Annotated in this window: 21 protein-coding genes; 13 read left to right on the top strand and 8 right to left on the bottom strand. The window is 69.3% G+C overall.

Translation table 11 applies throughout. The features are described from left to right. Nucleotides 1–29 precede the first annotated feature (29 nt). Nucleotides 30–920 (top strand): SDR family NAD(P)-dependent oxidoreductase, encoded by an 891-nt coding sequence (locus tag WCE39_RS02825; protein ID WP_343275194.1) that lies wholly within the window; start codon nucleotides 30–32, stop codon nucleotides 918–920. A 132-nt stretch (nucleotides 921–1,052) separates the two neighbouring features. Here WCE39_RS02825 and metK read toward each other — a convergent pair whose 3' ends face one another. Then, nucleotides 1,053–2,267, bottom strand: coding sequence for a methionine adenosyltransferase (metK, locus tag WCE39_RS02820; RefSeq protein ID WP_343275193.1), 1,215 nt, complete (start codon nucleotides 2,265–2,267; stop codon nucleotides 1,053–1,055). 124 nt (nucleotides 2,268–2,391) lie between these two features. Here metK and WCE39_RS02815 point away from each other — a divergent pair, with 124 nt between their 5' ends. Together WCE39_RS02815 and WCE39_RS02810 are read left to right on the top strand one after the other, a co-directional pair. After that, on the top strand, nucleotides 2,392–3,441 hold the full coding sequence (locus WCE39_RS02815; protein ID WP_343275192.1) for a metal-dependent hydrolase: 1,050 nt from the start codon (nucleotides 2,392–2,394) through the stop codon (nucleotides 3,439–3,441). 133 nt (nucleotides 3,442–3,574) lie between these two features. After that, nucleotides 3,575–4,174 (top strand): nitroreductase family protein, encoded by a 600-nt coding sequence (locus WCE39_RS02810; protein ID WP_343275191.1) that lies wholly within the window; start codon nucleotides 3,575–3,577, stop codon nucleotides 4,172–4,174. A gap of 58 nt (nucleotides 4,175–4,232) precedes the next feature. Here WCE39_RS02810 and dusB read toward each other — a convergent pair whose 3' ends face one another. The 4 genes from dusB to WCE39_RS02790 all read right to left on the bottom strand — a co-directional run bounded on the left by dusB (nucleotide 4,233) and on the right by WCE39_RS02790 (nucleotide 8,807). Next, nucleotides 4,233–5,231: a tRNA dihydrouridine synthase DusB gene (gene dusB, locus WCE39_RS02805; RefSeq protein ID WP_343275190.1), complete on the bottom strand. Its 999-nt coding sequence runs from the start codon at nucleotides 5,229–5,231 to the stop codon at nucleotides 4,233–4,235. A gap of 85 nt (nucleotides 5,232–5,316) precedes the next feature. Continuing rightward, nucleotides 5,317–6,285, bottom strand: coding sequence for a ribokinase (locus WCE39_RS02800; RefSeq protein ID WP_343275189.1), 969 nt, complete (start codon nucleotides 6,283–6,285; stop codon nucleotides 5,317–5,319). An 8-nt stretch (nucleotides 6,286–6,293) separates the two neighbouring features. Continuing rightward, the gene (locus tag WCE39_RS02795; RefSeq protein WP_343275188.1) at nucleotides 6,294–7,592 is read right to left on the bottom strand and encodes a NupC/NupG family nucleoside CNT transporter; all 1,299 of its coding nucleotides are present in this window, start codon (nucleotides 7,590–7,592) and stop codon (nucleotides 6,294–6,296) included. Nucleotides 7,593–7,676: 84 nt separating this feature from the next. Continuing rightward, nucleotides 7,677–8,807 (bottom strand): GGDEF domain-containing protein, encoded by a 1,131-nt coding sequence (locus WCE39_RS02790; RefSeq protein WP_343275187.1) that lies wholly within the window; start codon nucleotides 8,805–8,807, stop codon nucleotides 7,677–7,679. 89 nt (nucleotides 8,808–8,896) lie between these two features. Between WCE39_RS02790 and WCE39_RS02785 the strand changes: the two genes are divergently transcribed. From WCE39_RS02785 to WCE39_RS02755, 7 genes are all read left to right on the top strand, one after another. Next, complete coding sequence (locus WCE39_RS02785; protein ID WP_343275186.1) at nucleotides 8,897–9,865, top strand: aldo/keto reductase; 969 nt, start codon at nucleotides 8,897–8,899, stop codon at nucleotides 9,863–9,865. A 65-nt stretch (nucleotides 9,866–9,930) separates the two neighbouring features. Next, the gene (locus WCE39_RS02780; RefSeq protein ID WP_343275185.1) at nucleotides 9,931–10,137 is read left to right on the top strand and encodes a hemin uptake protein HemP; all 207 of its coding nucleotides are present in this window, start codon (nucleotides 9,931–9,933) and stop codon (nucleotides 10,135–10,137) included. A gap of 118 nt (nucleotides 10,138–10,255) precedes the next feature. Next, a complete protein-coding gene (locus tag WCE39_RS02775; protein ID WP_343275184.1) occupies nucleotides 10,256–11,221 on the top strand; it encodes an SPFH domain-containing protein in 966 nt (321 codons plus the stop codon). A 3-nt stretch (nucleotides 11,222–11,224) separates the two neighbouring features. Next, the gene (locus WCE39_RS02770) at nucleotides 11,225–11,665 is read left to right on the top strand and encodes an NfeD family protein (protein WP_343275183.1); all 441 of its coding nucleotides are present in this window, start codon (nucleotides 11,225–11,227) and stop codon (nucleotides 11,663–11,665) included. Between the two features lie 116 nt (nucleotides 11,666–11,781). After that, entirely contained in the window at nucleotides 11,782–12,882 is a 1,101-nt protein-coding gene (gene gcvT, locus WCE39_RS02765; protein WP_343275182.1) for a glycine cleavage system aminomethyltransferase GcvT, read from the top strand. Between the two features lie 66 nt (nucleotides 12,883–12,948). Further along, on the top strand, nucleotides 12,949–13,341 hold the full coding sequence (gene gcvH, locus WCE39_RS02760) for a glycine cleavage system protein GcvH (RefSeq protein ID WP_343275181.1): 393 nt from the start codon (nucleotides 12,949–12,951) through the stop codon (nucleotides 13,339–13,341). A 747-nt stretch (nucleotides 13,342–14,088) separates the two neighbouring features. Beyond that, nucleotides 14,089–14,664, top strand: a complete 576-nt coding sequence (locus WCE39_RS02755) for a hypothetical protein (RefSeq protein ID WP_343275180.1) — start codon at nucleotides 14,089–14,091, stop codon at nucleotides 14,662–14,664. A 74-nt stretch (nucleotides 14,665–14,738) separates the two neighbouring features. Here the strand turns inward: WCE39_RS02755 and WCE39_RS02750 are convergent, their stop codons facing one another. Next, the gene (locus WCE39_RS02750; RefSeq protein ID WP_343275228.1) at nucleotides 14,739–16,127 is read right to left on the bottom strand and encodes a serine hydrolase domain-containing protein; all 1,389 of its coding nucleotides are present in this window, start codon (nucleotides 16,125–16,127) and stop codon (nucleotides 14,739–14,741) included. Nucleotides 16,128–16,246: 119 nt separating this feature from the next. Between WCE39_RS02750 and WCE39_RS02745 the strand changes: the two genes are divergently transcribed. The 3 genes from WCE39_RS02745 to WCE39_RS02735 all read left to right on the top strand — a co-directional run bounded on the left by WCE39_RS02745 (nucleotide 16,247) and on the right by WCE39_RS02735 (nucleotide 20,208). After that, nucleotides 16,247–16,846, top strand: a complete 600-nt coding sequence (locus WCE39_RS02745; protein WP_343275179.1) for a LemA family protein — start codon at nucleotides 16,247–16,249, stop codon at nucleotides 16,844–16,846. Nucleotides 16,847–16,852: 6 nt separating this feature from the next. Further along, on the top strand, nucleotides 16,853–18,739 hold the full coding sequence (locus WCE39_RS02740) for a M48 family metallopeptidase (RefSeq protein WP_343275178.1): 1,887 nt from the start codon (nucleotides 16,853–16,855) through the stop codon (nucleotides 18,737–18,739). 98 nt (nucleotides 18,740–18,837) lie between these two features. After that, nucleotides 18,838–20,208, top strand: coding sequence for an NTP/NDP exchange transporter (locus WCE39_RS02735; RefSeq protein WP_343275177.1), 1,371 nt, complete (start codon nucleotides 18,838–18,840; stop codon nucleotides 20,206–20,208). A gap of 76 nt (nucleotides 20,209–20,284) precedes the next feature. Here the strand turns inward: WCE39_RS02735 and WCE39_RS02730 are convergent, their stop codons facing one another. Continuing rightward, nucleotides 20,285–20,761 (bottom strand): hotdog fold domain-containing protein, encoded by a 477-nt coding sequence (locus WCE39_RS02730; protein ID WP_343275176.1) that lies wholly within the window; start codon nucleotides 20,759–20,761, stop codon nucleotides 20,285–20,287. A gap of 57 nt (nucleotides 20,762–20,818) precedes the next feature. Further along, on the bottom strand, nucleotides 20,819–23,293 hold the full coding sequence (locus tag WCE39_RS02725; RefSeq protein ID WP_343275175.1) for an acyl-CoA dehydrogenase: 2,475 nt from the start codon (nucleotides 23,291–23,293) through the stop codon (nucleotides 20,819–20,821). Nucleotides 23,294–23,364: the final 71 nt, after the last annotated feature.

Below are 23,364 nucleotides of genomic sequence, written 5' to 3'. Positions count from 1 at the left end.
ATCCATTTCCAACTGACGGGAGGACGGCCATGCCGTTGAACGGGCGTGTAGCAATTGTCACGGGTGCGGGCGGTGGACTTGGCCGCCAGCACGCCCTTTACCTGGCGCGCAAGGGCGCGCGCGTGGTGGTGAACGATATCGGGGTCGAACAGGCCGAGGCCGTGGCCGAGGAGATCCGCGCTGCCGGCGGCGAAGCCATTGTCGCGGCCGGTTCGGTCACCGACGAAGCCGCGGTCGCGGCGATGGTCGCGCGCGCGCTCGGGACGTGGGGACGCATCGACATCCTGGTCAACAACGCCGGCATCCTCCGTGACAAGAGCTTCGGCAAGATGGAGCTGGATGCCTTCCGCCAGGTCGTGGACGTGCACCTGATGGGCGCGGCGATCTGCACGAAGGCGGTGTGGGAAACGATGCGCGCGCAGGGTCACGGCCGCATCGTGATTACCACCTCGTCGTCGGGACTCTGGGGCAACTTCGGCCAGGCCAACTATGGCGCGGCGAAGATGGCGCTGGTCGGCCTGATGCAGACGCTTGCCATCGAAGGCGCCAAATACGACATCCGGGTCAACTGCCTGGCGCCAACGGCGGCCACGCGGATGATGGAAGGGATCCTGCCGGAGGAGCAGTTGGCGGCACTGGACCCGACGCTGGTGAGTCCGGCGCTGCTGCCGCTGGTGGTGGAGGGCGCGCCGACGCGCGCGATCGTCTGCGCCGGCGGCGGGCATTTCGCGCGTGCGTACGTCACGCTCACCGAAGGCCGGTACATGGGTGCCGGGGACGATGCCGGGGAACGCCTGATCGCCGAATGGGAGGCGGTGTCCGATCCTGCAGGCCAGGTCGTGCCCGAATACGGCTTCACCCAGGCCGAACGCGAAGTCGCCAGCGCGCAGGCGCACTCACCGGAGTCCGTGCCGGCCTGAGCGCAAGTAAACCTGTAGGAGCAGCTACAGCTGCGACCTGTGGCCGGTCGCAGCTGTAGCTGCTCCTGCATATGCTGCCGCAAATGCTGCAGCAGCGGGTTGGCAGGGGCTGCGGTCCGCAGCCCCCGGTCCTCAGAGCTTCGCGGCCTTGCGCAGCTCGTCGGCCTTGTCTGTCTTTTCCCAGGAGAACGCCGTGGCCGTATGCGTCTTGCCGGCGGCATCCACGTAGCTCACGTCCTGCGGCTTGCGGCCGAAGTGGCCGTAGCTCGCGGTGCGCTGGTAGATCGGATGCACCAGGTCCAGCATCCTGATGATGCCGTAGGGGCGCAGGTCGAAGTGGCGGCGGATCAGCTTCTCGATCAGGTCGTCGCCGACCTTGCCGGTGCCGAAGGTGGTCACCGAGATCGAGGTCGGCTCGGCGACGCCGATCGCGTAGCTCAGCTGCACCTCGCAGCGGTCGGCGAGGCCGGCGGCAACGACGTTCTTCGCCACGTAGCGCGCCGCGTAGGCAGCCGAACGGTCGACCTTCGACGGATCCTTGCCCGAGAACGCGCCGCCGCCGTGGCGCGCCCAGCCGCCGTAGGTATCGACGATGATCTTGCGGCCGGTGAGGCCGCAGTCGCCCACCGGGCCGCCGATCTCGAACTTGCCGGTCGGGTTGATGTGGTACTTGGTGCCCTTGTGCAGCCACTTGGCCGGCAGCACCGGCCCAAGGATCTCTTCGCGCACGGCTTCGACCAGGTCCTTCTGCCTCACGCCGGGGGCATGCTGCGTGGACAGGACCACCGCGTCGATCGCCACCGCCTGGCCGTCTTCGTAGCGCAGCGTGACCTGGCTCTTGGCGTCCGGACGCAGCCACGGCAGCGGCGACTTCTTCTTCTTGCGCACCTTGGCCTGCTGCTCGACCAGGCGATGCGACAGGTGGATCGCGGCCGGCATGAAGCTGGAGGTCTCGTTGGTGGCGTAGCCGAACATCAGGCCCTGGTCGCCGGCGCCCATCTCCTCGGGCTTCTTGCGGTCCACGCCCTGGGCGATGTGCGGGCTCTGCTTGCCGATCAGGTTCAGCACGCCGCAGGTGGCGCCGTCGAAGCCGACGTCCGAGGAGTCATAGCCGATGTCGAGGATCACCTTGCGGGTCAGCGCCTCGAGGTCGATCCACGCGCTGGTGGTGATCTCGCCGGCGACGATCGCCACGCCGGTCTTGACCATGGTCTCGCACGCGACGCGCGCGCCCTTGTCCTGGCTCAGGATGGCGTCGAGGACGGCGTCCGAGATCTGGTCGGCGATCTTGTCGGGATGGCCTTCGGAGACCGATTCGGAGGTGAACAGGAAGGACGGGCTGGTCATCGCGGCTTATATCCCTTGATGCGGATGAAAGGATGGGCGCGCATGATACACGGGCGCTGGCCCGCGTGCATTGTGCCGGCGCGCACATGATTCCGGCGCAAAAGCGGCGGGCTACCATTCGCGGATGGATTCACTGACCCAGATCGTGCTCGGCGGCGCCGTCGCCGCCGCCATCGCGCCGGCCGCGCACCGCCGTGCCGCCCTGCTTGCCGGTGCGGTGCTCGGCACCCTGCCGGACCTCGACTCGCTGCCGATCAAACTGTTCACCGACGATCCGGTGGCGCTGATGACCCTGCACCGCGGCGCCAGCCATTCGCTGTTGGTCCTGCCGCTGCTGGGCTGGCTGGTCTGGGCGTTCTTCCGCGGTCGCGGCGGGCGCGTGGCGGAGGCGCCGCGGCCGTGGTTCTGGGCGATCCAGCTGGCGCTGTTGACGCATCCGCTGCTCGACGCCTTTACCGTCTACGGCACCCAGCTGCTCTGGCCGCTGCCGCTGCCACCGGTGATGTGGTCCAGCATCTTCATCATCGACCCGCTGTACACGGCGTGGCTCCTGCTGGCCTGCATCGCGGCGTTCCTGCTGCGCGACCGCGCGGCCGCCCGGCATGCGCTCGCCGCGGGGCTGGCGCTGAGCAGCGCCTATCTGGGCTGGTCGCTGCTGGCGAAGGGCATGGTCGAGCGCGAGGCCGGGCGGGCGCTGGCCGCCATGGGCCTGGACGAGGCACCGCGCTTCTCCGTGCCGATGCCATTCAACACCCTGCTGTGGCGGGTCGTGGCGATGACGCCGGACGGCTACGTCGAAGGCCTGCGCTCGCTCGCGGACGACCCGGGGACGATGCGGTTCCGGCACCATGCCTCCGATGTCGCGGCGCTGGAGGCGGCGGCCGGCGTTCCCGCCGTCGCGCGCCTGGCCTGGTTCAACCACGGTTTCATGCGCGCCGCCGAGGTTGACGGCGGACTGGTGCTGTCCGACCTGCGGATGGGCAGCGAGCCGGACTACAGCTTCAGCTTCGTGGTCGCCGAGTTCGCGGACGGGCAGTGGCGGGCCGTCCCGCCCACGCAGTTGTCCTTCGACTGGGGCGACGTGCGCGGCCGCCTGCCGATGGTCTGGGCGCGGATCTTCGACCCGGGCGTGGAGCTGGGCCCGGTGGGCGACTGCCCCGCCACGACCTGCTGAGGACTGCGATCCCGTACCTGGTCCCGACTGTTGTTCTTTGTATAGAACAATCAGTGGTTTTAAGGTGGATATAAGGCCTATTTGTTTCCAATTACCATGGGCTATCCGCTTCTGACCCCTCCCGGAGAGCCACATGAACAACCCCGTCATCCAGTCCCTGCGCAAGCGCCGCAGCCAGTACAGCCTCGGCCGGAAGGTCGGCCAGTCGCAGGCCGAGATCGAAGCGCTGATCAAGGAAGCCATCCGGCTGAGCCCGTCCTCGTTCAACTCCCAGTCTTCGCGCGCGGTGATCCTGTTCGGCGCGCAGAGCGAAAAGTTCTGGGCGCTGGCCGGCGAGGCGCTGCGCCCCCTGGTGCCGGCCGAGGCGTTCGAGGCCACCGCGGCCAAGCTGGCCTCGTTCGCGGCCGGGGTCGGCACCGTCCTGTTCTTCGAGGACCAGGACGTGGTGAAGGGCCTGCAGGAGCAGTTCGCGCTGTACGCGGACAACTTCCCGGTCTGGTCGGAGCAGTCCTCGGGCATCGCCCAGGTCGCGACCTGGACGGCGCTGGCCGAGGCCGGCATCGGCGCCAGCCTGCAGCACTACAACCCGGTGGTGGATGACGCCGTGCGCAGCGAGTGGGACATCCCCGCCAGCTGGAAGCTGCGCGCGCAGATGCCGTTCGGGTCCAACGAGGCACCGTTCGCGGACAAGGCCTACATGGACGACGCGGAGCGGTTCCGGGTCGTCGCCTGACCGTGGCACGGCGGTCACGAACCCCGGGCCTGGCCCGGGGTGCTGTCGGTCGGCCGGCTCAGGCCGCCGAAAGCAAGGGCGGGGCGACGCCCGCGGACAGCGCGTCGAAGTAGGCGCGCGTCAGGTCGAGCTGCGCGCGCGCGCTTTCGGCGCGGTTGACCACGGCGCGGAAGGCGGCGTTCTCGGGGCGGTCCTTCGCGTACCAGCCCAGGTGCTTGCGTGCGATGCGCACGCCCGACTGCTCGCCGTAGAACGCGTGCAGCGCCTCGAGGTGGCCGAGCAGGATGTCGCGCACCTCGGCGAGCGACGGCGGCGGGAGCCGTTCGCCGGTGGCCAGGAAATGGGCGACCTCGCGGAAGATCCAGGGCCGGCCCTGCGCGGCGCGTCCGATCATCACCGCGTCGGCGCCGGTGCGGCGCAGGACCTCTGCCGCCTTCGCCGGCGAGTCGACGTCGCCGTTGGCGATCACGGGAATCCGCAATCGCGACTTGACCTCGGCAATGGTGTCGTACTCCGCCCGGCCGGTGTAATGCTGGTCGCGGGTACGGCCGTGCACGGCGAGCGCCTGGATGCCGCAGTCCTCGGCGATGCGCGCGATCGCCAGCGCGTTGCGCTGCCCGGTCGCCCAGCCGGTGCGGATCTTCAGCGTCACCGGCACGTCCACGGCGCCGACCACCGCAGCCAGGATGCGCGCCACCAGGGCCTCGTCGCGCATCAGCGCGGATCCCGCCCAGGCGTTGCAGACCTTCTTCGCCGGGCAGCCCATGTTGATGTCGATGAGCTGGGCGCCATGGTCGACGTTGTGGCGGGCGGCGTCGGCCAGCTGCGCAGGTTCGGTGCCGGCGATCTGCACGCCCACGGGATCGGGCTCGCCGGCGTGGTCCATGCGGCGGAGCGATTTCTCTGTATTCCAGAAGCGGGGGTCGGATGTCGTCATCTCCGACATGGCCAGGCCCGCGCCCAGCCGCTTGCAAAGCAGCCGGAACGGCTTGTCCGTCACGCCGGCCATGGGCGCGAGGACGACGTGCGGGACGATCGCGTGGAGGCCGATGCGCATGTGCCCATTGTCGCCGATCCCGTACCCGGATGGCCGCGGGCGGCGTGGCGGCAATGGCCGGGGACTGCAGCCCGGATGTGGTGGCTCAGCCGCCGGGGAAGCGCGCGGACACCTCGTCCGCAGACGGCATCGAGGCCGCCGCGCCGGGGCGCTCGGTCGACAGCGCCGCGTAGCGCGTCGCAAAGCGCACGTTCGCCGCGAACGGTCGCGCCGGGGCCAGCGCCAGGGACGCCGCGAGCGCGCCGTTGAAGGCGTCGCCGGCACCGGTGGTGTCGACCACCTTCACCGCCGCCGCAGGGCAGCGGTAGTGCGTGTCGCCGTCGCCGTGCGTGCTGTCCTCGCGATGCGAGACGAAGCAGCCGGCGGCGCCCAGCGTCAGCACCACGCTGCCGCGTGGCAGCAGGGTCCGGCAGAGCCGGTGCAGCTGCCCGCCATCCATGGTGGGGAGCGAGGCAGGCTCGACGCCGCCGCCGCAGTGACGCGCGAGCAGGCCGGCGAATTCGGTTTCATTGGGCGTCAGCACTTCGGCCACCGCCAGCAGCTCGCGGCTGCAGCCGGCGTTGGCCGGCGCCGGGTTGAGCATCGTGCGTGCACCGCTGGCGCGCGCCAGGCGCAGGGCTTCGACGACGGCAACGGGCGGCGACTCGAGCTGGGCGAGCACCACGTCGGCGGCGGCGATGGCCGTGCCCTGCACGGCCACGAAGTCCGCCGTCAGCGCTGCGTTCGCGCCCGCGCCGATCACGATGCTGTTGCTGCCGTCGTCGCCGACGTAGATGCCAGCGGTGCCGGTCGCGGCCCCGCTGTGCGCGGCGCGCAGGTCGATGCCATGCGTTGCCGCGAGGCTTCGGGCCAGGCGCCCGCCATCGTCATCGCCCAGCGCGCAGATGAAGGTGGTGGCAGCCCCGGCCCGCGCCGCGGCGACGGCCTGGTTGAAACCCTTGCCGCCGGGGCCGGTGGAATAGTCCCCGGCAAGCGTCTCCCCCGGCCGCGGCAGGGCCGCGCAGTGCCAGACATGGTCGACGTTGAACGACCCGGCGACGACGACGCGGGACATCGCTGGCCTCAGGCGCCGATGTGGGTCAGCACGCCGGCGATGGTCGCGGTCATCAGCGTGGCGACGGTGCCGCCAAGCACCGCGCGCAGGCCGAAGCGCGCCAGGTCCTGGCGGCGGTCGGGCGCGAGCCCGCCGATGCCGCCGATCTGGATTGCGATCGAGCTGAAGTTGGCGAAGCCGCACAGCGCGTAGGTGGCGATCAGCCGGCCTTCGTCGCCCAGGCTCACGCCTTCCACGCGGCCGTTCACGATGTCCGCCAGCTGCAGGTAGGCGACGAATTCGTTGATCACCACCTTCTGTCCGATCAGCGAGCCGACCGTGCCGGCGTCGGTCCAGGGCACGCCGATCAGCCAGGCCACCGGTGCCAGCACGTAACCGAAGATGGTGGACAGGTCGGTCGGCTTGCCGATCGCGGCCGCCAGGCCGGTCACGTCGCCCAGCCAGGTCAGCGGCGCGTTGATCATCGCGATCAGGGCGATGAAGGCCAGCAGCATCGCGCCGATGTTGAGCGCGAGCTTCAGGCCGTCGCCGGCGCCCGCCGCGGCGGCGTCGATCAGGTTGCTGGTGGTCTTCTCGACCTCCATCTTCACCGTGCCGCGGGTCAGCGGCTCGCCGGTCTCGGGGATCAGGATCTTGGCGATCACAAGCGTCGCCGGCGCGGCCATGATCGAGGCCGCCAGCAGGTGCTTGGCGTAGTAGGCCTGCTGCGCGGGATCGCCCGCGCCGAGCATGCCGACGTAGGCCGCGAGCACGCCGCCGGCGATATGCGCCATGCCGCCGATCATCATCGTGATCAGCTCGGACTCGGTCATGCGCGAGATGTAGGGGCGCACCGTCAGCGGCGCTTCCGTCTGGCCGATGAACACGCTGGCGCAGACGCTGGTGGTTTCGGCGCCCGATACGCGCATCACCTTGGTGATCGCCAGCGCCATCACGCGGACGACGAACTGCATCGCGCCCAGGTGGTAGAGCACCGCCATCAGCGAGGCGAAGAAGATGATGGTCGGCAGCACCTGGAAGGCGAAGATGAAGCCGTAGGTCTGCACGTCCATCAGGCTGCCGAAGATGAACTCGGAGCCCGCGTTGACGAAGGCCAGCACCTGCACGAACAGCTGGCCCAGCCAGTCGAAGACCTCGCGCCCGCCGGGCACCAGCAGCACCAGGGCCGCGAACGCGATCTGCAGGGTCACGCCGGTGCCGACCAGCTTCCAGTCGACGCGGCCCTTGTTGTTGGAGAACAGCCAGGTGATCCCGATGAGCACGGCCAGGCCAAACAGGCCGAAGCCAATCCGCGTCAACACTTCCATCGTGATCCCGATCCCCATGCTACGGCCGCGGGCGCGCGGCGACGGGGCAGCGTAGTGCAGGCCGGGGGGGCGGGCAACAGGAACTCAGGGATCGCGGGCGACGATCCGGTTGCCGCCGGGGGCCTTGGCGGACTTGAGCCGGCGGTCGGCGCAGCCGAGCAGGCCGGACGTGCTGGCGCCATCCTGCGGCCACGCGGCAAGGCCCGCGCTGAAGGTGAATGCGAAGGCGTCCTGGCCGCGCTCGGGCAGGAACGGGCGCTCGGCGAGTGTCCGGCGCAGGCGGTCCAGGCGCTCCCAGGCGCTGCCCGCGGGGCAGTGCAGCACCATCACGAACTCCTGTCCGCCGATCCGCGCCAGGGATTCGTTGTCGGCAAGCATCTCGCTCATGGTCGAGGCGATGTGGCGCAGGGCGCGGTCGCCGGCCTGCGGGCCGGCCTCGTCGTTGACGCGCTTGAAGCGGTCGATGTCGAGCAGCACCAGGGTCAGCGAGGCGCCCGAATTGCGCGCGGTCGCGAACACGTGCGGCATCCGCTGCAGCAGCCACGAACGGTTCGGCAGTCCGGTGAGGCCGTCATGGCCGGACCGCTCCACGAGCGACTGCATGCGGCGCACGATCGCGACCGCGGTGCCCGTGGCGACCACCACAAGCAGCAGGCGCAGCAGGTGCGTGCCCACCCCGGCGCCGTCCAGGTCCGATGGCACGAGACCCCCGGCGGTGGTTGCGCGCGAGGACAGGGCGGCTGCCAATGCCGCGTACTGGACCAGTGCAAGCGCGCCGGCGAACAGGGACACGCGGCCGTCGGCGCGCAGCGCGGTGAGCCCGATCGCGATCAGGTAGAACGACCACGCGGCGACGGTGTCGAGTCCGGCCGCAGGCGCCCCGATTGCCAACACCACGAGCACCGCGGTGACCAGGGTCACGTCCCATGCACCGGTCGCGAACGGCAGCCACGGACGGGGCCGGCGCGCCAGTACCAGCCACAGCAGCGATACCGCGCTGGCCAGCACCACGGCGCCCAGGTAGAAGAGGATCCGACCCATGCCCGCTCCCGACGCCGCGGCCAGCAGCGGCAGCGGCAGTGCGAGCACGGTCAGCAGCAGCCGGATGCGCGCGACCAGGCGTTCGCCGCTCGCGGCCAGGTCGCGCATGACTTCGTCGGGCGGCGCCATCAGCTGCCGCAGCATGTCGCCGAACCTGCCTTCGTTGGCGTGCATCGTGCCGTGTCCCCTTGCCTGCAGGGCGAGGATAGCGCGGCGCGCGCGCGTAGACTGCCGTCCCGGGCACGCAGAAGGAGTGGTTGACGATGGAATACCGCAGGCTCGGCGCCTCCGGACTGGCGCTGTCGGCGCTGTCTTTCGGCGCCTGGACGACGTTCGGCAAGGGTGTCGCGCGCGGCGAAGCGCGCAACCTGGTGGCGGCCGCCTGGGACCACGGCATCAATTTCTTCGACAACGCCGAGGGCTATGCCCACGGCGAGGCCGAGCGGGTGATGGGCGACGTGATCGTCGACCTGCGCCTGCCGCGCGATGGCTTCGCGGTGTCGAGCAAGGTGATGTTCGGCTCGGTCGCCGATCCGCGGCCGTTGCAGAAGGGCCTGTCGCGCAAGCACGTGCACGACGCCTGCCACGGCGCGCTGAAGCGCCTGCGCGTCGACTACCTCGACCTGTACTTCTGCCATCGCCCCGATCCCGACGTGCCGGTGCTGGAAACGGTGGCGGCGATGGACGCGCTGGTCCGCCAGGGCAAGGTCATGTACTGGGGCACGTCGGAATGGCCGGCGGCGCTGGTCCGCGAAGCGCACGCGGTAGCGCGCGCCAACCACCTGCAGCCGCCCACCATGGAGCAGCCGCAGTACAACCTGCTGCACCGCCGGCGCGTGGAGCTGGAGTACGCGCCGCTGTACGCCGAGCTCGGAATGGGCACCACGGTGTGGTCGCCGCTGGCCTCGGGGCTGCTGACCGGCAAGTACGACCACGGGGTGCCCGAAGGCTCGCGGCTGGCGCAGGACGCCTGGCTGCATGACCTGGTGGTCGGCGAGGCCGGCGAGGAGCGCCTGGCGCGTGCGCGGCGCTTCACCGCGCTCGCCGCCGAGCTGGGCGTGCGGCCTTCGGCGCTGGCCATCGCCTGGTGCCTGCGCAACCCGCACGTGTCCACGGTGATCCTGGGCGCGAGCCGCGTGGCGCAGTTGCTGGAAAACCTTGAAGCGCTGGATCTCGCGTCGCGCCTGGACGAGGGCGCCTGGCGCCGTGCGGAAGCGGCCACGGCCGGGTGAAGTCGCCTGTTGACAGGCAAATGAGAATCATTAGCATTGGCTGCTCCCTCGCTGAGGAGCAGTCGATGCTCGCCTCCCGTACCCATCCGTCCAGCTTCGACAGCGACACCGATGCGTCCTCCTGCGAGACGCCGCAAGTTCCGGGCGCCCATCACGACGAGGTGGACAGCATCGCGCTGCTGCATGGCCGGCGCGAGGTGCTCATCCGCCACGGCAGCGAGCTGTATCGCCTGCGCCATACGCGCAACGACAAGCTGATCCTGACCAAGTAGATCCCGCAGCGCGCACATTCCGACGCGCGTTCCGGACGTCCTCCAGGCGCGAGCGCGGGTCACAGTCGCCGCCCACCCCGCGTCTATACTCCAGACCAATGATTGGGGAGTGCGTGGAATGTCCGGAGGAACCTTCATCGCGGCCGTGCTGGTGGTCGCATTCATCGTCTTTTTCTTCAAGATGGTGCGCATCGTGCCGCAGGGCTTCGAGTGGACCGTCGAGCGCTTCGGCAAATACACGCACACGCTGGCGCCAGGGCTGCACCTGCTGATCCCGGTGATGCAGGCGGTGGGCCGCAAGGTCAACGTCATGGAGCAGGTGCTGGACGTGCCTTCGCAGGACGTGATCACCAAGGACAACGCCGTGGTGAAGGTGGACGGCGTGGTGTTCTTCCAGGTGCTCGACGCCGCCAAGGCCGCCTACGAGGTGTCCAACCTCGAGATCGCGACGATCGCGCTGGTGCAGACCAACATCCGCACCGTGATCGGCTCGATGGACCTGGACGAATCGCTGTCCAACCGCGAGACCATCAACGCGCAGCTGCTCAACGTCGTCGACCAGGCCACCGGCCCCTGGGGCATCAAGGTCACGCGCATCGAGATCCGCGACATCCAGCCGCCGCGCGACCTGATCGATTCGATGGGCCGGCAGATGAAAGCCGAGCGCGACCGCCGCGCGGTGATCCTCGAGGCCGAGGGTCATCGCAGCTCGGCGATCCTGCGCGCGGAGGGCGAGAAGCAGGCGGCGATCCTCGAAGCGGAGGGCGAGCGCGAAGCCGCGTACCGCGAGGCCGAAGCGCGCGAGCGCCTGGCGGAAGCGGAGGCGAAGGCGACCGAACTGGTGTCGCAGGCCATCGCCGCCGGCGACGTGCAGGCGATCAACTACTTCATCGCGCAGAAGTACGTCGAAGCGTTCAAGGAGCTGGCGACGGCGTCCAACGCCAAGTTCGTGATGATGCCGATGGAAACCAGCGGCATCATCGGCTCGATCGCCGGCATCGCCGAGCTTGGCAAGGAGGCGCTCGGCAAGCAGCAGGTGGAGACCCGCCGGCGCGTCGACGCTGCACAGCGCCCGGAAGGCTGAGCCATGGCGTGGAGCATGAACACCACCGCATGGGCCGCGATCGCACTGGTCCTGATCGCCGCTGAAACCTTCATTCCCGGCGCCTTCCTGCTGTGGATGGGCATCGCCGCCGCGATCGTATGGCTGGTCGTGCTGGTGTCGCCCGGCCTGGGGCTGCTGGCGCAGGTCGTGCTGTTCGCGGCGCTGAGCGTGGTCGCCGTGCTCGCCTACCTGAAGTGGGGCCGGGGTCGCGAGCGGCCGAGCGACCGGCCGTTGCTCAACCGGCGCGCCGAGCAGCTGGTCGGGCGCGTGGTCGCGCTTGACCGCGCGATCGAGGGCGGGCGCGGGCGGGTGAAGCTGGACGATTCGTATTGGGACGTCAGCGGTCCGGAGCTTGAAGCCGGGGTGCGCGTGCGGGTCATCGCCGCCAACGGCATGGTGCTCGAGGTTCGCAGCGTCGACTGAGCCGCGCCCCCGGCCCGCGCTGGATCCGCGACCCGCCCGCTCCGCGCGCTGGCCCGTGATCGCCGGTGGTCCGGGTCGGCGATAATGGCGGACCGTCCCCCAGGAGCCAGCCGCCCATGACCCGCAAGACGATCCTCAACGATTCCCATCGTTCGCTCGGCGCGAAGATGGTGGACTTCGGCGGCTGGGACATGCCGCTCAACTACGGTTCGCAGATCGAGGAGCACCACGCGGTGCGCCGCGACGCGGGCATGTTCGACGTCTCGCACATGACCGTGGTCGACCTGCACGGCGCGCGCGTGCGCGACTTCCTGCGCAAGCTGGTCGCGAACTCGGTCGACAAGCTCAAGGTCCAGGGCAAGGCGCTCTACACCTGCATGCTCGACGAGCAGGGCGGCGTGATCGACGACCTGATCATCTACCACCTCGGCGACGACTTCCATCGCCTGGTGGTCAACGCCGCCACCCGCGACAAGGACTTGGCGTGGATCAACGCCCAGGCCGAAGCCTTCGGCGTCGAAGTCCGGGTGCGCGACGACCTGGCCATCATCGCCGTGCAGGGTCCGCAGGCGCGGGACAGGGTGCTGGGCCTGGTGCACGGGGATGACCGCGCTGCCGCTGGCAAGCTCGGCAAGTTCGCCAGTCGCGATGTCCGTTCGGTCGATGGCGCACCGCTGTTCATCGCGCGCACCGGGTACACGGGTGAGGACGGCTTCGAGGTCGTGCTGCCGCAGGAGCATGCCGTGGCGTTCTGGGATGCGCTGGTCGCCGCGGGCGTGCGGCCCGCGGGCCTGGGTTCGCGCGACACTCTGCGCCTGGAGGCCGGACTGCCGCTGTACGGCCAGGACATGGACGAGTCGGCCACGCCGTACGAAGCCGGCCTGGGCTGGACCGTGGCGCTGGACGAGGGTCGCGACTTCAACGGTCGTGCCGTACTCGAGGCCCAGCGCGACCGTGGCGACGCGCGCCAGGTCATCGGCCTGGTGATGGACGAGAAGGGCGTGCTGCGCCACGGACAGAAGGTGCTTGCCGCGAGCGGCGAGGGCGAGATCCTGTCCGGCACCTTCGCCCCGACGCTGGGCAAGTCGATCGCCCTGGCCAGGATCCCGGCGGGCGAGGCGGGTGACGTGCGCGTCGACATCCGCGGTCGCGAGATCCCCGTGCGCGTGGTCGACTACCCCTTCGTCCGTGACGGCAAGGCCCGCGAGGGCATTTGATTCCCACCCCCGGCGCTTCGCTACACTAGCCGCCACCCCAGCCACGCTGTTTCCGGAGTACCAGCAATGAGTGATATCCCCGGCGATCTGAAGTTCATGAAGTCCCACGAATGGGCCCGCGTCGAAGGTGACGGCAAGGTCACTGTCGGCATCTCCGACCATGCCCAGGGCCTCCTTGGCGACCTGGTCTACGTAGACCTGCCCGGCGTTGGCGACAGCGTCCAGGCTGGCACCGGCTGCGCCGTGCTCGAGTCGGTCAAGGCGGCCTCGGACATCTACGCACCGGTGTCGGGCACGATCACCGAGGTCAACGCGGCGCTGGCCGATGCACCAGAGACGATCAACGAAGACGCCTTCGGCGAAGGCTGGCTGTTCGTCATCGAGGCAAGCGAGCCCGACCAGGTCGACGACCTGCTTTCGCCCGACGACTACGCCGCGCTGATCGAGGGCGACGACTGACCTGGTGTACGCGTCGCGCGACGCGCGACACGGTCCCAACGAACGCCGGGCACTGCCCGGCGTTCGTGTTTGTGCGAGCAGGAAACGTTGCCGGAGGCGCGCGCAGTTCCGCGCAATTCGGTCATTGGCGCACCACCGCCGTCGCGTTCGTGCCATGTGCGTGCACGCCGCGTGCACATCCTCGCGAACGTCGTATGCGTGGCGTCGCTGCATGGCGGGCGTTCCGCAACGCGTGCGCGCCTGTCCCCCCTCGCATTGCCGATAGTGCTTAAAACAAGTGCTTTCGTGCGTGCGTCGTAATGCGTGGCGATCGCCAGGCCAGGACTTCCCGTTGTTGCACGCTGCGCGTGCGACGGCAGGCACGATGAACGAAACGCCGGTCCACCAAGCCAGGGGCGTCGACGGGTGTTGACAGGAAAAAAAAGCGTGATTAGGTTTCGGCACAACAACACGATGGTCACAGAAGAGAGTGAGTGCGACCCGGACAACAACGCGTGACACAACTCAGTCCTCCGCCCGGATGGTCGCAATGGTGGACTCAGGCGTTGTCTTCTTCGCGAAAACTCCAGGCCGTTACATGCATGCAACCCGCGGCGCGATGCGCAGCGGGTTTTTTCGTGCCAGGCAGCACCCGATCCGGCACGACGCGCCATGCGCGTCGTCGGTTGACCGTGGGTCCGATACCCGCGGTGCGTTTCGTACTGGGCAGTAGTACCTGCAAGTTCCACTGACGAGGAGAGCCATCACATGGCCACTAAAAAAGTCGCAAAGAAGAAGGTCGCCAAGAAGGCGGCCAAGAAGACCGCCAAGAAGGCCGTGCGCAAGGCTGCACCGCGCAAGGTCGCCAAGAAGGTCGCGAAGAAGAAGGTCGCCAAGAAGGCCGTGAAGAAGGTCGCGAAGAAGGCGGTGAAGAAGGCGGCGAAGAAGGCCACCCGCAAGACCGCGAAGAAGGCCACGAAGAAGACGGCCACCAAGGTCGCGAAGAAGGCCACCAAGAAGGCCGCCAAGAAGGCCACGAAGAAGACGGCCAAGAAGTCTGCGAAGAAGGTCGCCCGGAAGAGTCCTGTCCGGAAGGCCGCCAAGAAGGCCACCAAGAAGACCGCCAAGAAGGCGACCAGGAAGACCGCCAAGAAGGCGGTGAAGAAGACCGCCAGGAAGGCCGCCGCGAAGAAGGCTCCGGCCAGGAAGGCGGCCGCCAAGAAGACCGTCCGCAAGGCGGCGGCGACCAAGAAGACTGCCAAGAAGGTGGCGAAGAAGCGCGCCCCGCGCAAGGCCAAGGCGCCGGCCGTGTCCATCCCCGCGGCACCCGCACCGCTGATGTAGCCGATCCCGATCGCCGTGGACTCGACCCTTCCCCCGCAGCCCAGGCGCGGGAGGGGTTTTTCATGCGTGGAGGATCAGTCCGGCCGGGCGGACGAGACGGTCGCACCACCGCTGCCGCGCGGGCCCGGCGTGGATGCGCGGGCCGGGAACGCGGCGGGTTCGTGCGCGGCAGCATCGGCCATCTGCAGTTCGTCCACCTCCTCGAGGTCGACGTCGAGCCAGCGCTGGGGGCTCAGGCCGATGGCGCTGTCGAGGATCGTCGGCAGCAGGCCCGTGGGCAGGCTGCTCTCGCCGTTCCACAGCACCACGATGCCGAGGTCGCGGTCGGGCATCATCGCCATCAGGCCGCGATAGCCCTGGACCGCGCCGGCGTGGAACACCACCCGGTGGCCGGCATAGTCATAAACGCGCCAGCCGAGCGCATAGCCGGCATCGTTGAGCCGTTCGCGCCGCCATGAAGAACTGCGCATCTCGCGCGGCGTCGACACCAGCGGCTGCTGCAGGGTCGCCAGCAGCGGCGGTGGCAACACGTCCGGGCGCCGCCCCGACTGCGCGATCAGCCATTGCGCCATGTCGCTGATGCTGGCGTTGACGCCCGCCGCCGGCGCGATCCGGTAGTAGGTGGGCTTGGGCATGAGCGAGCGCCAGCCGCCGCCGGCCCGCACGTGCGGCTTCGCCCAGCGCGGACTGGCCTGGATGCCCTCGAGCCCGTAGCTGGCGTCGTCCATGCCCAGTGGTTTGAAGATGCGTCCGGTCACCGCTTCGCTGAAGAACTGGCCGGTGGCCGCGAACACCACGTCGCCCACCAGGCTGAAGGCGACGTTCTGGTAGCTGTAGCACTCGCCGACATCGCAGGTCATTGGTGCCTGCGCGAGCTTCTGCACCAGGTTGCGATAGTCCGCGTTGCGCTCGATCTCCCGGTCATAGGTGTTGCGGCCCAAGCCCACGCGGTGGCTGAGCACGTCGGCGACGGTCAGCTTGCCGGCGGCTTCCGGCTGCGAGAAGCGCAGCGCCGGCATGAAGTCGGCGACGTTGCTGTCCCAGCGCAGCGAACCTTCGGCGACCAGCAGGCCGGTCACCGTGCCCGCGAAGGGCTTGGACAGGGATGCCAGGCGGAACACCGTGTGCGCATCGACCGGCTCGGCGGCGCTGACGTCGGTGATGCCGTAGCCGCGCGCACTGATCACTTCGCCCTTGTGGACGATGGCCATCGCGAGGCCGGGCACGCGCTGGTTGGCGACGACCGCCTGCGCCATCGCTTCGAAGCGCGCGGTGTCGAAGCCGCTGGCCAGCGGCATGGAGGACGTGCCGGGCGGCAGCAGCGGCGAGCTGCCGCCAGTGACCGGCGTTGGCTGCGTGGCCGGTGTCGCCGCCGCCGTGGCGGCCGGCTCCCATCGGAGTTCGGACTGGGCCGCGGTCCCGACCGCCATGGGCGTCAGGCATGCAAACAGGCCGGCACCCAGGAGAAGGCGGCGAGACATGCGCGATGCGTCTTTCATCGGGCGTTTTCCCTGCGTATGCTGCGACTGCGGGGTGATCATATGCCCCCGGTTCCGCATTTGCATGAACAAGGGGAGCTTTGATGTCCAGCCTGCTGATCCTGCTCGTGTTTGCCGTGGTGGTGGTCGTCCTGATGTGGGGCGTCGGCATCTACAACGGCCTTGTCGCCGCACGCAACGCGTTCAAGAACGCCTTCGCGCAGATCGACGTGCAGCTGCAGCGCCGCTTCGACCTGATCCCGAACCTGGTCGAGACCGCCAAGGGCTACCTCTCGCACGAACGCGAGACGCTGGAGGCGGTGATCGCCGCGCGCAGCGCCGCGATGTCGGGCCTGTCGGCGGCCAAGGCCAACCCCGGCGACGCCGCTGCGATGGCCGAGCTGGGCCAGGCGCAGGGCCTGCTCAACGGCGCCTTGGGGCGCCTGATGATGGTGGCCGAGGCCTATCCGGACCTCAAGGCCAACCAGAACATGATGCAGCTCACCGAAGAGCTCACCTCCACCGAGAACCGCGTCGCGTTCGCGCGCCAGGCCTACAACGACTCGGTGATGGCCTACAACATCAAGCGCGAAGTGTTCCCGTCCAACATCCTCGCCGGCATGTTCAATTTCGATGCCGCGGCGCTGCTGGAGATCCCGGCCGACAAGGCCGAGGTCCGCGAGGCGCCGAAGGTCCAGTTCTAGCGCTCGATGAACTTCTTCGAGCAGCAGGCGCAGGCCCGCCGCAGCAGCACGCGCCTGTTCGTCCTGTTCGCGATGGCGGTGCTCGGCATCGTGCTGGCGATCGACGTTGCGGTCGCGTTCGTGGTCGGTCCCGACTGGGGCGTGCTCGCGTTCACCACCCTGGCCACGCTGGCGGTGATCGGGCTGGGCTCGATGTACCGGCTGGCCTCGCTGCGCGGCGGTGGCGATGTCGTGGCACTGCAGCTGGGCGGTACGCCGGTTCCGCAGGACTCGACCGATCCGTCGTTGCGGCGGCTGCGCAACGTGGTGGAGGAGATCTCGATCGCGTCCGGCGTGCCGGTGCCCGGCCTCTACGTGCTGGAGAACGAAGCCGCGATCAACGCCTTCGCCGCCGGCTACTCGACCAGCGACGCGGCGGTCGCGGTGACGCGCGGCGCCTTGGACCGCCTCAACCGCGACGAACTGCAAGGCGTCATCGCGCACGAGTTCAGCCACGTCCTCAACGGTGACATGCGCCTGAACATCCGCCTGATGGGGGTGCTGTTCGGCATCCTCATGATCAGCCTGATCGGGCGCAAGGTGCTCTACCTGGGCGGTGGTCGCAGCCGCAATGCCGCGGCGGTGATGGTCGCGGCGCTGGTGGCGTTGGCGGTCGGCAGCATCGGCATGTTCTTCGCACGGATGATCAAGGCCAGCGTCAGCCGCTCGCGCGAGCGCCTGGCCGATGCCTCGGCGGTGCAGTTCACGCGCCAGACCGCGGGCCTCGCCGGCGCGCTGAAAAAGATTGCCGGCCTGCCCGACGGCGCACGCCTGAGCGACAAGGCCGATGCCGAGGAGGCGAGCCACATGCTGTTCGGCGACGGGGTCGGTTTCAGCGGCCTGTTCGCCACCCACCCGCCGATCCTCGAACGCATCCAGGCGCTGGAGCCCGGCTTCCGCGGCGAGCAGCTGGAGCGCATGCGCAGCCAGTGGGCGCTGGCGCCGCCGTCGGGCCTGCAGGAAGACCGCATGATGGGTCTGGACGGGCATGCCGGCGGGCTGCCGGCACGCGACGGCCAGCTCGACGTCACGCCGTCCATGGTGTCCGCCCAGGTCGGCAGCCCCGAAGCCGACGACTACCACCGCGCCGACGCCATCGTCCACGGCATGCCCGAAGCCCTGCGCACGCTTGCGCATTCGCGCGAAGCGGTTCTGCCGCTGGTGCTCGGCCTGCTGCTTGATGGCGACGCCACCATCCGCGGGCACCAGCGCGCCGAGATCGCCGCGCGCCTTGGCGATGCGGTGGCCCAGGGTGCACTGGCGCTGCACGGCGGCGACCTGGTCGCCCTGCACCCGATGCAGCGCCTGCCGCTTGCCGCGATCGCGTTCCCGGTGCTGCGGCGGCGGCCGCGCCCCGAACTCGAGGCCTTCCTCGATACCGTGCACGCGGTCGTCCACTGCGACGGAAAGGTGTCGCTGTTCGAGTACTGCATGGCGCGCCTGCTCGAGGTGCAGCTGCGGGAGTCGCTGGATCCGCGGCGCCATGCGCGATTCGGCCGCCGCAAGCCGGGCAGCGTGCGCCAGGAGTTCGCGACCCTGCTCGCGGTGGTGGCGCAGGCCGGCAACCCCGCCGACCCCGCGGCCGCGCAGCGCGCCTATCTCGCAGGCCTGCAGCGCGTGTTGCCGCGCGACCATGTGGCCTACGCGCCGCCGGCGGCCGGCGTGCTCGCGCTTGACGAGGTGTGGCCCGCGCTCGATGGGCTGGAACCGCTGGCCAAGCAGATGATGGTCGAAGCGGTGACCGCGGCGGCCAGTCACGACGGGCGCATTTCGGTCGCCGAATCCGAGTTGCTGCGCACGATCTGCGGCGTGCTGCACTGTCCGCTTCCGCCCGGTCTCGAAGCAGCCGCCTGAGGCAGGGCGCGGGGCCTGCAGGCGCCGGGGTGGCGGCGGCGGCCACTGATCGGATAACGTGCCGCCACGATGGACGGTAAGTGCAGGGCGGCGGTTTGATGACCAGGGATCAGGCAGGCGCTGACAGGCATCCGGGACGCTTCCGCGCCGCGCTCGCCGCCTCGCCGCCGCTGTGGTGGGCGATGCTGTACTTCTTCAGCCTGCTGTGCGGCTACTACGTGCTGCGTCCGGTGCGCGATGCGATGGGGGCATCGTCGGATGCCGCAGCCGTCTTCCCGCGTGGACTGATCGCCCTGGGGGAGCGCTTCGGTATCGAAGTCGGCGAGTTCACCCTCCAGCTGCTGTTCACCGCCACTTTCATCGCGATGGTGCTGTTGCAGCCGCTCTATGGCGCGCTGGTGTCACGTTTCCCGCGCAGGGTTTTCCTGCCGGCGGTGTACCTGGTGTTCATCGCCTGCCTGCTGGGTTTCTGGTGGGCGTTCGACAGCGGCATCCCGGGGCGCGGCGCGGTGTTCTTCGTCTGGGTGGCGGTGTTCAACCTGTTCGCGGTGACCGTGTTCTGGAGCTTCATGGCGGACGTGTTCGACAACGCCAACGCCAAGCAGTTCTACGGCTACATCGGTGCCGGCGGCACCATCGGCGCGCTGGTCGGGCCGGCGATCACCCGCTTCCTGGTCGGTCCGGTGGGCGTGGCCAACCTGTTGCTGGTCTCTGCCGGCTTCCTGGCCGTGTGCCTGCTGTGCATCATCAAGCTGCGTCCGTGGGCCCTGGCGCGCGAGCGCAGCCACGGCGGCGGTATCGACGGCCGTGCGATGGGTGGTTCGATCCTGGCCGGCCTGAAGCTGGTCTGGCAGCGGCCACTGCTGCGTGCCCTGGCGGTGCTGATGTTCTTCGGCGTCGGCGTCGGCACGCTGCTCTACAACGAACAGGCGGCGATCGTGCGCGCGGCCTTCGAGACCGCCGAAGAGCGCGCGGCGTTCTACTCCATGCTCGACTGGGCGATCAACGGCCTGACCATCGCCATCCAGCTGCTGCTGACGCGCTTCCTGCTGCAGCGTTATGGCATCGCGCCGCTGCTGCTGCTGCCGGCGCTGGCGATCGTGCTGGGCTTCGCGGCGCTGTCGGCATCGCCGCTGCCGATGCTGGTGGCGATCGTGCAGATCGTGACCCGCGCCAGCGAGTTCTCGCTGGCCAAGCCGGCGCGCGAGACGCTCTACACCCGCGTCGACCGCGAGGAGCGCTACAAGGCCAAGGCCGTGATCGACACCGCGGTCTACCGCGGCGGCGACCTTACCTTCGTCTGGGTGCACAAGGCCCTGGCCACCCTGGGCTCGAGCATGGTGTTCCTGGCCGGGCTCGGCATCGCCCTGGGCATGGCCTTCGGTGCCTGGCGCGTGGTGCGCGCCGAGCGCACGCTGCCGCAGGATCCGGTTGCGGGGCCATTGCCCGCAGCCCGCAAACCCACGTGACGTGGTTTGCCGATCCGCGAAATCGCGCGGTCGGGCAGCGTGGTGCCAGCCCGCGCCCGCGGCTACTTGAACAGGATCACGACCGCGCGGGCTTCGGCGAGACCCACATCGCGATGCGTGCGCGGAACACCGCTTCGCCACTGGCATCGCTGACCGTGACCCCCACCGGCAGCGCGTAACCCGCGGTCGCCTCGACAACCGGTGCCGCCGGCATCGCCACGGCGCGCATCGTACCGCTGGCCTTCTTCAGGTATTCGACGTCCATGCCCTTCGGGATCCAGCGCATGGACGGCGGCAGGCTGGCGTCGATCGCCAGCCCCCCGGCAAGCTCGGCCAGGTTGCACAGTGCGATCGCATGCACGCTGCCGATGTGGTTGCTGACGCGGCGGCGGTGGCGCAGGCTGGCCTCGCAGCATCCCGGCTCCAGGCGCTCGATGCGCGGGGAGATGCTGGCGAAGTAGGGCGCCTTGAGGCAGACAAGCTTCGAGAACAGCCAGCGTCCGCCGGGCCAACGGGCCATGCGCCCGTGGATGTCGAGGATGGTCGCGCCCATGCGGAATCTCCGGAAAAGGCGAAGGCGCCCTCGGGCGCCTTCGGTGATGGCTCCGGCTCAGGCCGCTTCGCGCGTCCCGTCCGGGCGATGCAGGTCGCGGTAGCCCGCAGAGCGCAGCTCTTCGGTATGGAAGTCGTCGACCGTGATCGCGTCGAGGGTCATCACGCGCAGCTCTTCCAGCTGCGTGCGCTCTTCGGCGGTGATCCAGCCTTCGCGAACGCCCTCGTCAAGCTGGCTGGCGAAGTCCAGGGCCTCGATGCCCTTGTTCTTCAGCGCCTTGAGGAACTTGCGTTCCACCGGCTCGGCGGCAACGGCCGCGGCCAGGTAGCTGTTGATGCGGCCAGCAGGATTGTTCTCGCCGGGCGTGGTGAACACGCCGGACGCGAGCCGGTCGCGCGCTTCGTTCGGCGTCATCAGCAGGGCCGCGACGCGATGTCCAAGGCGATCGCCGGGGGCCTCGGCACGACGGCCGAGCGGGAAGATCAGCAGCCACATCAGCCAGCCCACCGGCCGGATCGGGAAGTTGCGCAGCGCCGCCGACAGCGCGGTTTCGATCTTGTGCACGCTGTCGTGGTACGCCCAGGCGAGCAGCGGACGGTCGGCCACCGGAGCGCCTTCGTCGTGGTAGCGCTTGAGGATGGCGCTGGTCATGTACAGGTGGCTGAGCACGTCGCCCAGGCGGCCCGACAGCGACTCCTTGAACTTGAGCTTGCCGCCCAGCATCAGCATCGATACGTCGGCCATCAGTGCCAGGTTGGCGGAGTGGCGGTTGAGGCGGCGGAAGAAGCGGCGGGTGTAGTCGTCGCCCGGCGCGCGGCCGAAGCGCGAGCCGGTCACGGCAAACCACACCGAGCGCACCGCGTTGGAAATCGCATAGCCGATGTGGCCGAACAGCGCGCGGTCGAAGGCCTCCAGGCCGGCGCGTTCGTCCGGATCCTGCGCCGCCTTCATTTCCTTCATCACCCAGGGGTGGCAGAGGATCGCGCCCTGCCCGAAGATCAGCAGGCTGCGAGTCATGATGTTCGCGCCCTCGACGGTGATCGCGATCGGGGACGCCTGCCAGGCGCGGCCTGCGAAGTTGCGCGGGCCGAGGATGATGCCCTTGCCGCCGATGACGTCCATGACGTCCTTGGCGACTTCACGGCCCATCTCGGTGCAGTGGTACTTCGCGATCGCCGACGGCACCGCCGGCACGTCGCCGCGGTCGACCGCGGCCGCGGTGGCCTGCGACAGCGCACTGATCGCATAAGCCTTGCCGCCGATTCGCGCCAACGCTTCCTCGACACCCTCGAAGCGGCCGATCGACAGGCCGAACTGCTTGCGCATCCGCGCGTACGCACCGGTGGTGATGGCGCCGGACTTGGCGCCGCCGCTGGCGGTGGAGGGCAGGGTGATCGAACGCCCGATCGACAGGCACTCGCTGAGCATCCGCCAGCCTTCGCCGAAGCCGTTCTCCTCGCCGATGATCCGGCTCAGCGGCACGAACACCTCGTGCCCGCGCACCGGCCCGTTCTGGAACGGCGAGTTGAGCGGGAAGTGGCGGCGGCCGACGTCCATGCCCTCGACCTCGCGCGGCACCAGGGCCAGGGTGATGCCGATGTCGCGCACGTCGCCGAGCAGGCCGTCCGGGTCGTACATGCGGAACGCCAGGCCGATCAGCGACGCCACCGGCGCCAGCGTGATGTAACGCTTGTCGAAGGTCAGCTTCACGCCCAGCACCTGGGCGCCGTCCCACTCGCCCTTGCAGACGATGCCGAAGTCGGGGATGGACGTGGCGTCGGAACCCGCGAATGGACCGGTGAGGGCGAAGCAGGGCACATCGCGGCCGTCGGCCAGGCGCGGCAGGTAGTGATCCTTCTGCGCCGGGGTGCCGTAGTGCATCAGCAACTCACCCGGGCCCAGCGAGTTGGGCACGCCCACGGTGGAGCTGACCACGCTGGAGATCGTGGCCAGCTTCTGGATCACCTTGTGGTGCGCGAGCGCGCTGAAGCCCAGCCCGCCGTATTCCTTCGGGATGATCATTCCGAAGAAGCGCTGGTCCTTCATGTACTGCCACATCTCCGGCGGCAGGTCGGCGCGGACGTGGGTGATGTCCCAGTCGTCGGTCATGCGGCAGAGCTGCTCCACCGGACCGTCGAGGAACGCCTGCTCCTCGGCGGTGAGCTCCGGCTTCGGCTGGGACATCAGCTGGTTCCAGTCCGGCGCGCCCGAGAACAGCTCGCCCTCGAAGCCGACCGAGCCGGCTTCCAGCGCGATGCGCTCGGTCTGCGACAGCGGCGGCAGGATCTTGCGGTAGAACTTCAGCAGCGGCGCGGTGAGCAGCGGCTTGCGGATGAAGGGCAGCAGCAGCGGCACGGCGACCAGCGCGGCGATCACGATCGCGACCAGCGTGGCCGTGCGGTCGGCGCCCAGCAGCCAGCAGGCGGCGAGCGCGGCGGCGGTGATGGCCGCCCAGCTGGCCAGGCGCATCCGGTGGTAGGCGGCGAACGCGCCGACCAGCAGCAGGACGAGGAAGGGGACGACGATACTCATGGCACGGTCTCCGCGAGCGTTGCGCTCGCCTTCGGCTGGTTGGGAACCAGTGTGTGCCCGGCGCGCGGCGC

The organism is Luteimonas yanweni (assembly GCF_039548475.1).
Classification (GTDB): domain Bacteria; phylum Pseudomonadota; class Gammaproteobacteria; order Xanthomonadales; family Xanthomonadaceae; genus Luteimonas.
The sequence above is the reverse complement of the archived record's forward strand: the minus strand, read 5'-3'. Positions and strand labels throughout refer to the sequence as shown.